The 8532-nt window shown below is 42.7% G+C and carries 5 protein-coding genes; 2 read left to right on the top strand and 3 right to left on the bottom strand.

Translation table 11 applies throughout. The annotated features are described in order from the left end of the window. Window positions 1-58: 58 nt before the first annotated feature. Both EI161_RS12355 and EI161_RS12350 read right to left on the bottom strand, forming a co-directional pair. Window positions 59-844 (bottom strand): hypothetical protein, encoded by a 786-nt coding sequence (locus EI161_RS12355; RefSeq protein WP_192529683.1) that lies wholly within the window; start codon window positions 842-844, stop codon window positions 59-61. A 253-nt stretch (window positions 845-1097) separates the two neighbouring features. Beyond that, complete coding sequence (locus tag EI161_RS12350) at window positions 1098-1559, bottom strand: hypothetical protein (RefSeq protein WP_192529682.1); 462 nt, start codon at window positions 1557-1559, stop codon at window positions 1098-1100. A gap of 780 nt (window positions 1560-2339) precedes the next feature. Here EI161_RS12350 and aceE point away from each other — a divergent pair. Both aceE and EI161_RS12340 read left to right on the top strand, forming a co-directional pair. Next, window positions 2340-5153, top strand: coding sequence for a pyruvate dehydrogenase (acetyl-transferring), homodimeric type (gene aceE, locus EI161_RS12345; RefSeq protein WP_192529681.1), 2814 nt, complete (start codon window positions 2340-2342; stop codon window positions 5151-5153). Between the two features lie 25 nt (window positions 5154-5178). Beyond that, window positions 5179-6915: a 2-oxo acid dehydrogenase subunit E2 gene (locus EI161_RS12340; protein WP_192529680.1), complete on the top strand. Its 1737-nt coding sequence runs from the start codon at window positions 5179-5181 to the stop codon at window positions 6913-6915. A 144-nt stretch (window positions 6916-7059) separates the two neighbouring features. Here EI161_RS12340 and EI161_RS12335 read toward each other — a convergent pair whose 3' ends face one another. Then, window positions 7060-7692 (bottom strand): OmpW/AlkL family protein, encoded by a 633-nt coding sequence (locus EI161_RS12335; RefSeq protein ID WP_192523979.1) that lies wholly within the window; start codon window positions 7690-7692, stop codon window positions 7060-7062. Window positions 7693-8532: the final 840 nt, after the last annotated feature.

The following is an 8532-nucleotide window of genomic DNA, read 5'->3' as shown; positions in this document are numbered from 1 at the left end:
CTGCAAAAAAACTATACCCGCAGTATCGTAGCGTTTTTAAAGTATTTTAACTATATGTTTATTTGCTATCGATAGTCGGTAGTACTTGTCCACTACAAGTATCTTCAACTGAACTTAAGGGTGAATATAGCTTGTAATAACGTACGATAAGCGCTTGCAAAGCGACGTTTGTTTCTGAGTTATGGCTATTAACATAGGCCTCGCGTGCCTGCTCAAGCCAACGATCTGCCTTGCGAAAGTGAGTTCCTGAGTCGCGTTCACTACGTGCGCATTGATTGGTAGCGGCCCAAATCAAAGCAACTTCACTGAAGGCGATTTCGCGTGGTGCTGAGTCTATACCGTCGCTGTCTTTTAGAGCACTGATGGTTGCCCACAGGTCAGGTCGCATTAACGCTGACATAGAGGGAATGTCTTGATATAAGTCGATATCTTTAGCAGTGTCATCTTTTAGTGCTTGTAATATAGTCTCTGCTGTTTGCAACGCATAGGTATCAGCAGGTGAGCGGCTATTGATGCTGTCTTGATGAGAGGTATAATTCAACCAAGCTTGTGCTTTATAAGCAAGATACTGCTGGTGTGCTGTCTTGTCTGCTTGCTGGTACTCTTTTAATTGAGTCAGCATACAGTTCATTGTGCGCTGCTGGATGTTTTGGTCTTTGTTAGTAGAATGAGTAGGTAGCTGTGCCTCACAATGAGTGGCGGTTTTGATAGTATCCATATCAGTGCTACTTTGAGTAGTAGAGGGTGTGGATACGCAGCCTGCAGCCGACAATAACAATACAGCGGACACTGCGGTAGAAATAGAGCGTTTATAAGTGGCTACTTTGATAATAGTAGGAAGCATAATAAAAAACCTTGTAATAAGCTGATACAGTCTATTATATCGTTAACACTGATTTGGGACTGGTTTTATCGCTTATTAAACGGTCTCTCTTATTTAATATTATTGACAGCGCGATAACGCCCGCATTGGGTCAGATGATAGCACGACAATACGGTGATATTATAATGTAGAGAGGCTATACCAAACGTTTTTTTTGCGTGGATCATTACGTTTGAATAATTCTTAGAACACCACCCTTTAATTAAAAATCGTGTTAGTCAACGATTGTATTAAGCGCTACGGCTGCAGATTTCTGTGCCGGCAATAGCTTGATATTCCAACGCAGGGTACGGTATTCAGAAAACGGGATTTTGACTATCTTGCCATCGACTTTACGCAGCAGTGGTATATCGGCATAGTTCTTGCCATCGATACTGGCCTGAGCACTGGCAGGGCTGACTTCACCAGTAAAAGTCATATTGGCTGGAATAGGTAAAGTAACCGCCAAGTCATTGATGTTTTCGTTAATAGTATTGGTGTAGGTCGCTTTGTACTGAATGATCGTGCCGGCTGGAGCATTACGAACAGGTACATAGCTGACTTTACCCTCTGCATTTTTAACGACTTTGTTCGCGGTTAGCTCCATTTTTAGAGTATCATCAGCATGAGCAGTACTTAATAATACCGACGCTAAGCTAGCTAATAAGGCGTTGCGTAAAGGGTTAAAATTTTTCATATGATATTCCTTGCGTAAACCATTACTATTAGAGCGCCCTGAATTTTGTGCTAAGCAATATATAATCTGCGTTCAGTGTGAGAAATATAGAGCGCCGACAGAGAGGCTGTTACTTTTTTATGATTGGCAGGATCTTGAGCATTGTTTGGGTTGGCAAGGTAAGTATATTTATGTTTTAAGTAGCTATTGAGCCTCATAATTACGTACCTTATTTCATTTGATAGTACATTCACATTAGCTCTATAAACATAGTATATGCTCTGGCTTATATAATGGCATGATATATAAAGATTAAATTTAACCATATGAACGGTTGTTTTCAAGTAAATAAGGAATAAATGAGACGAAAGGTCGAGTAAGGCGACGGCTAGCATCCTTGTTAAGTGTATAGTAGTAAATATAATTTTAAGATTTTTAACAACAATTATTCATACAATCACTAATCGATATTTATTTTAAAAATACATGTCATATCATCATTTTCTTATCGCTATAAACAATTACTGCATAAGCGCCTATAATAGACTGCCATAATCATTTAATGACTGAATAGACACAGTTAAGTGTATATTCTATTTTATAATTATGCTTATCCAAAAGATATGTTAATGTACAGTGCTATTATTTTGTATAACCTAGCTGTATATACTCCGCATAAGACAACGGAATGCTTGAGCCTAACAAGGAAGTCATAAGCAGCCCGATATCTCGTTACACACTATTCAATCAATAACACCCTGTCATCGTGCAGGGCTGACCGACAAAAAAGGATTAACACAGATGAATTATTATAAGGATGCTGATAGCACCGAAACACAGGAATGGCTACACGCTTTTGAGTCCGTACTCAAACATGCAGACAAAGACCGTGCTCAATTTTTGCTAAAATCTTTGTATAACATGGCGGTACAAGAAGGGCTACCGTTTAACCGTTTGGATACGGCTTATATCAATACCATCGCGGTTGAAGATGAGCCAATGTACCCTGGTGACTTGACCATCGAGCGTAAAATTCGTGCTTTGATTCGTTATAACGCGCTAGCAATGGTCATGCGCGCCAACAAAAATGACGACGATTTGGGTGGTCACTTAGCGACATTCGCCTCTAGTGCCACGCTTTATGAAACGGGTTTTAACCACTTTTTCCGTGCGGCCAGTGACCATTTCGGTGGTGACATGATTTATTATCAAGGTCACTCAGCACCAGGTATTTATGCGCGTTCTTATTTAGAAGGTCGCTTGTCCGAAGATCAGCTCGATAACTTCCGTCGTGAAGTCGGCGGTAAGGGCTTATCAAGCTATCCGCACCCATATCTCATGCCTGATTATTGGCAGTTCCCAACGGTATCGATGGGTCTGGGCCCAATCATGTCTATTTACCATGCGCATGTACATCGCTACATGGAAAACCGTGGTTTGCTAGAAAAAGAAGGTCGTAAGATTTGGACATTCTTAGGTGATGGCGAAACCGATGAGCCAGAAAGCTTGGGTGCCATCTCTCTCGCTGGTCGTGAGAAACTAGATAACCTGATTTGGGTGGTCAACTGTAATCTACAGCGCCTCGATGGTCCAGTCCGTGGTAACGGTAAAATTATCCAAGAGCTAGAGTCGGTATTCCGCGGTGCAGGCTGGCGCGTGATTAAAGTTATTTGGGGCGGTAAGTGGGATAGCTTGCTTGCCAATGATAAAACGGGCGTGCTCAAGCATCGTATGGAAGAAGTAGTCGATGGCGAGTATCAGCTATATGAAGCTCGTACCCCTGAATTTACGCGCAAAGCATTCTTTGGTAAATATCCTGAGTTAGAAGAGATGGCTGATGCGCTCTCTGATGAAGATATTTCACGTCTAAACCGTGGTGGTCATGATCCAATGAAGGTCTATGCTGCCTTCAGCGAAGCGATGAAAACCAAAGGTCAGCCGACAGTAATTCTGGTGAAAACCGTCAAAGGTTATGGTTTATCGACCCAAACTCAAGCGGTCAATAAATCGCATCAAATCAAAAAACTGGATCAAGAAGGTTTGATGTATTTCCGTGATCGTTTTGATTTGCCATTTACCGATGAGCAGTTAGAGACACTACCATTTTATCGCCCTGAGGAAGGCTCAGCGGAGATGAAGTATCTCAAAGGTCGCCGTGAAGCATTAGGTGGTCATTTGCCAAACCGTCGCAGTGGACATATTCCTTTGAATATCCCTGAATTGTCTATTTTTGATCGGGTGCTAAAAGGCAGTAACGGTAAAGAGCAGTCGACTACTATGGTGTTTGTACGTTTATTAGCAGCGATGCTAAAAAACAAAGACATCCAAGATCGCGTCGTACCAATCGTACCTGATGAAGCGCGTACTTTTGGTCTAGAAGGTATGTTCCGTCAATTGGGTATTTATTCTGCAGTTGGACAAAAATATACCCCAGAGGATAGCGAAGCCTTGATGGGCTATAAAGAAGCCATCGACGGTCATATGCTAGAAGAAGGCATCAACGAAGCGGGTGCCATGAGTACATGGATGGCGTTAGCAACCAGCTATTCTGTGAACGCGTTGCCGATGATTCCAATGTACATCTATTACTCAATGTTTGGTTTCCAGCGCGTGGGTGATTTGGCTTGGGCGGCAGGCGACTGTCAAGCGCAAGGTTTCTTATTAGGTGCAACGGCGGGTCGTACAACACTTAACGGCGAAGGCTTGCAGCATCAAGATGGTCACTCACAAATCTTGTTCAACGTGGTGCCTAACTGTGTCAGTTATGACCCATGCTTTGGTTATGAACTAGCAGTTATCATGCATGATGGCTTACGCCGTATGTATGGCGAAGGTGAGCGTGTCTATTATTACTTGACACTCATGAATGAAAACTATGAGCAACCTGAAATGCCAGAAGGCGTAGAAGAAGGCATCAAACGTGGTATGTACTTGTTAGAGGACAATGGTTCAACCCAAGTGCAGCTATTAGGTTCTGGGGTTATCTTGCGCGAAGTACAAAAAGCCGCGAAGATATTAAAAGACGAATTTAATATCACCTCCAACGTCTGGAGTGTGACCAGCTTTAACGAGTTGACTCGTGATGGTATGGTTTGTGATGACTATAATCGTCTGCACCCAATGGATGAAGAGCGTGTGCCATGGATTACTGAGCAATTAGCACCGCACAAAGGTATCGTTGTAGCCGCCACTGACTATATGCGCAATTATTCAGAGCAAATCCGTGCATGGTTACCAGATAGCCGCCCTTACACCACGCTTGGTACTGACGGTTATGGACGTTCTGATTCGCGTGAGCAATTACGTAGCTTCTTTAACGTTGATGCCGCACATATTGTTGTCGCAACGCTTAAACGCTTAGCGGATGAAGGCGAAGTAGAAATGCGCTTAGTAAAAGACGCTATTTCAAGCTTGAATATTGATATTGATCATCCACCTGCATGGCAGCAGCAGCCGTATTATGACCATTCTCCAGATGCACCAGCTCCTGGTAATGTAAATCCGAATCCTGTTCCTGAGTTTGTCGCCGAAGACGATGATGAAATCAGTAATGAAGGTCGTGCTGAAGACCAAGCGGATGCAACTTTACTCAATGATGGTGATGTCAAAGAATAATAACCATAAGACAAGGAGATAAACTATGGACATTAAAGCCCCCGATTTGGGTGTTGATAGCGCCGAAGTCAGCGAAATTATGGTAGAAGTAGGTGATGTCATTGCCAAAGATGACAACATCATTCTACTAGAGTCTGACAAAGCCTCGGTCGAAGTACCAAGCTCGGCTGCTGGTAAAGTCACCAAAATCAGCGTTGCTGTTGGTGACCAAGTTAGCGAAGGTATGGTGCTGATTGAGCTGGAAAGCGCAGAAAGCAATGACGATAGCGCTGCTGATGAAAAGCAAGAAGCAAACGAACAACAAAGCACAGCTGCTAAACCGGAAACAAAACCTGAGCCTACTACAACTGAATCAAAGCCGTCAGAGCCTACTGAAAAGCCGGCGTCTAACGCTGGCAAGGCAACGACTCATGCATTACCAGACTTAGGTGTTGATGAAGCGCAAGTCGCTGAGATTATGATTGCTGTTGGCGATATCGTCAGCGCTGATCAGTCAATCTTACTGATTGAGTCTGATAAAGCCTCGGTTGAAGTGCCTGCTCCAGAAGCGGGTAAGGTCGAGAAAATACTGGTCGAAGCGGGCGATATGGTCGCGAACGGTCAAGATTTCATCGTTATTGTTAGTAGTGCAGAAAATGCAAACGATACTAATGATGCAAGTGAGTCTCAGGCAGATGCGGCTGAGTCAGAAGCGCCAACCACGGCCAAATCAGATGATAAAGCTGGTAAGGCTGATAAGCAAACGACTGGCGAACCAAAGCAAGCCGCAAAACCTAAAACGCCTGCTGCGACCAATCAGAAAAATGACAAGCTGACAGAATCACAAGTCAATGAAAAGCTGGTCGATGTATATGCAGGTCCAGCCGTACGTAAGCTGGCGCGTCAGTTAGGTGTAGACATCACGCAGGTAAGTGGTACAGCACTGAACGATCGTATCCTCAAAGAAGATCTGTTTGCCCATGTGAAAGAAAGCTTAAGTACTCAAAAAGCAGCACCTGCCAGTGGTAATGTGGCTACATCGAGTCTACCAAGCTTACCTGATATGAGTAATACTGATATTTGGGGTGAAACTGAGAGCCAAGACCTCAGCCGTCTACAAAAAGTCTCGATACCGCAGCTCAACTACAATACCTTGTTGCCACAAGTGACCCAGTTTGATTTGTCTGATATCACTGAGACGGAAAAGTTACGCGGTGAGCTAAAAGGCGGTATGAAGGCGGAAGGTATCGGCTTCACTATCTTGGCATTTGTGGTAAAAGCAACCGCCTATGCTTTGACCCAGCATCCACGCTTCAATAGCCATTTAAGCGATGACAATACCCAAGTTATTTTACGCAAAAGCGTCAATATGGGTATTGCGGTGGCAACTGATGACGGGCTTATCGTACCTGTTATCAAAAATGTGCAAGACAAAGGTCTTAAGCAAATCGCCATTGAAATCGGTGAGCTTGCGGTAAAAGCTCGTGATAAAAAACTCAGTACCAAAGATTTGCAAGGCGCGAGCTTTACCATATCAAGCCAAGGCAATTTAGGTGGCACAGCCTTTACGCCATTAGTGAATTGGCCACAAGTGGGTATCTTGGGTGTGTCTGAGGCAAGTATGCAGCCACGTTGGAATGCTACTAAGCAAGCCTTTGAGCCACGTCTCATGTTGCCGCTATCATTATCTTACGATCACCGTGTGATTAATGGGGCAGATGCGGCCGTATTTACTCGCTATATTGCAACCTTACTGGCTGATCCACGCCGTATTTTGTTATAAGGATTGTTTTTACTAAATTTATTTGCAATAAGAGGACTGTCTACGGACGGTCTTTTTTATGCTTGATGTTTGCCGCTCAAATGTCAGGCACAAAAAAGCCAGCGATTAAGCCAGCTTTTTTTATTCACATTACTTTATGTTATATTAGAAAGTTTTAACAAAAGCAACGCCATATACCCAAGGGCTGATGTCAACAGAACCAATGTCGCCACCATTTAACTCTACGTCAGGTTTGATGTCCATATAGCGGGCATCGATACGGAACGCTTCAGTTGGGGCAAATGGAATGTCCAGACCGATATGTCCAGCAACACCTACGCTATCTTTGATATTTAAGTCATTACCGTTATCAAGATAGATTCTTTCTTTAAAGAACGTTGTGTAGTTAACACCCACACCAACAAATGGCTTCACGTTCATAGGCATATTATAGCCATCGAAGTGATACTGTAAAGATAGAGTCGGGGGTAAATGCTGCGTTTTAGCATCGACCTTGTCGCCATTAGCATCAGTTAAAGTGATGTCATGATGAAAAGGAATCGCTGCTAGCAATTCAACACCGATATTGTCTGCAACAAAGTATTCACCACTAATGGTTGGACGGATATCATCATCAACGTCTACAGAATACGCACCGTTTGCCAATGTGCCATTGTCGCTTTTTGGATCAACCATGTGGGCGCCAGCAGCAACCGACCAAGTACCAGCAGGAACTGCAAAAGCAGTGGTCATAGTAAGTGCAGTAGCAGCTGCTAAAACTAGGGATTGTAGTTTCATCATTTAGGTCCTTAACGTAATAGAGGATTATCGATACTTTTCTAATGAGGGATGGCATTAGTTACCGATACACAATGTTATGATTATTGATTAATCTGTAACATTGTAGCTCTATTATAATACATAACCATACTTTCTGTAAGGTTATAAGTATATTTAAAGGGTTTTTATCCCATAAATTACAATAAAGATTATTTTTGAAGGTTCAATAGACCCTAATACTGGCATGTATTGAGTTTTTTGAAGCAATAGTCGTGATGTGTGGCATCTGACTTTTAATAGGGTGTCATGACATTTTGGGGTTATTGAGGTATGGGTTTCAAACGGAACCTCCTACCTACTTATAGTCGGTTCAAAATAAAAGCGACACGATTGTCGTTAGATAAATAGCACTATTTCGGTTTCAGAGTGAATCTACTATAGTACGAATAGCATTGAGAGTGAGATAAGAAGCGGGGTAATGGTTTATGTTTGGTTATTGTAGCAACTCTCCTCTACGCTGTGAGAATGCCCGTTCTACAAAGGTATTGCGTCAGATAGATTCTTGTTGTCCAGAGTGTCATTTGTTTTTGCTACCCACCCAAAATATCACCCAGCAGTTACACGTTGAGGAGAAGTTTTTACGATTGGTTTTTATGATAGTGGCAACTATATTGCTAATAGCCGTCTGTATTTACTTCTTAAATTGGTGGTGTATCAAAAAGTATGCTGAGGAGATAAAAGGAGGGTGACAGTCAAAGCAAGATGATATATTTGAGGTTATGAAGACACAAATAGATATCAGTTGCCCCGACTGTCACAGTCCCAGTCTAAAGAAAAATGGCAAAAAAAGCTATGGCA

It is taken from the genome of Psychrobacter sp. FME5, assembly GCF_014861375.1.
In the GTDB taxonomy this organism is placed as follows: domain Bacteria; phylum Pseudomonadota; class Gammaproteobacteria; order Pseudomonadales; family Moraxellaceae; genus Psychrobacter.
The sequence above is the reverse complement of the archived record's forward strand: the minus strand, read 5'-3'. Positions and strand labels throughout refer to the sequence as shown.

Excerpts from the sequence above, each read along its gene's own strand:
- EI161_RS12355 (WP_192529683.1), bottom strand. The coding sequence starts at position 844 with ATGCTTCCTACTATTATCAAAGTAGCCACTTATAAACGCTCTATTTCT.
- EI161_RS12350 (WP_192529682.1), bottom strand. The coding sequence starts at position 1,559 with ATGAAAAATTTTAACCCTTTACGCAACGCCTTATTAGCTAGCTTAGCG.
- aceE (WP_192529681.1), top strand. The coding sequence starts at position 2,340 with ATGAATTATTATAAGGATGCTGATAGCACCGAAACACAGGAATGGCTA.
- EI161_RS12340 (WP_192529680.1), top strand. The coding sequence starts at position 5,179 with ATGGACATTAAAGCCCCCGATTTGGGTGTTGATAGCGCCGAAGTCAGC.
- EI161_RS12335 (WP_192523979.1), bottom strand. The coding sequence starts at position 7,692 with ATGAAACTACAATCCCTAGTTTTAGCAGCTGCTACTGCACTTACTATG.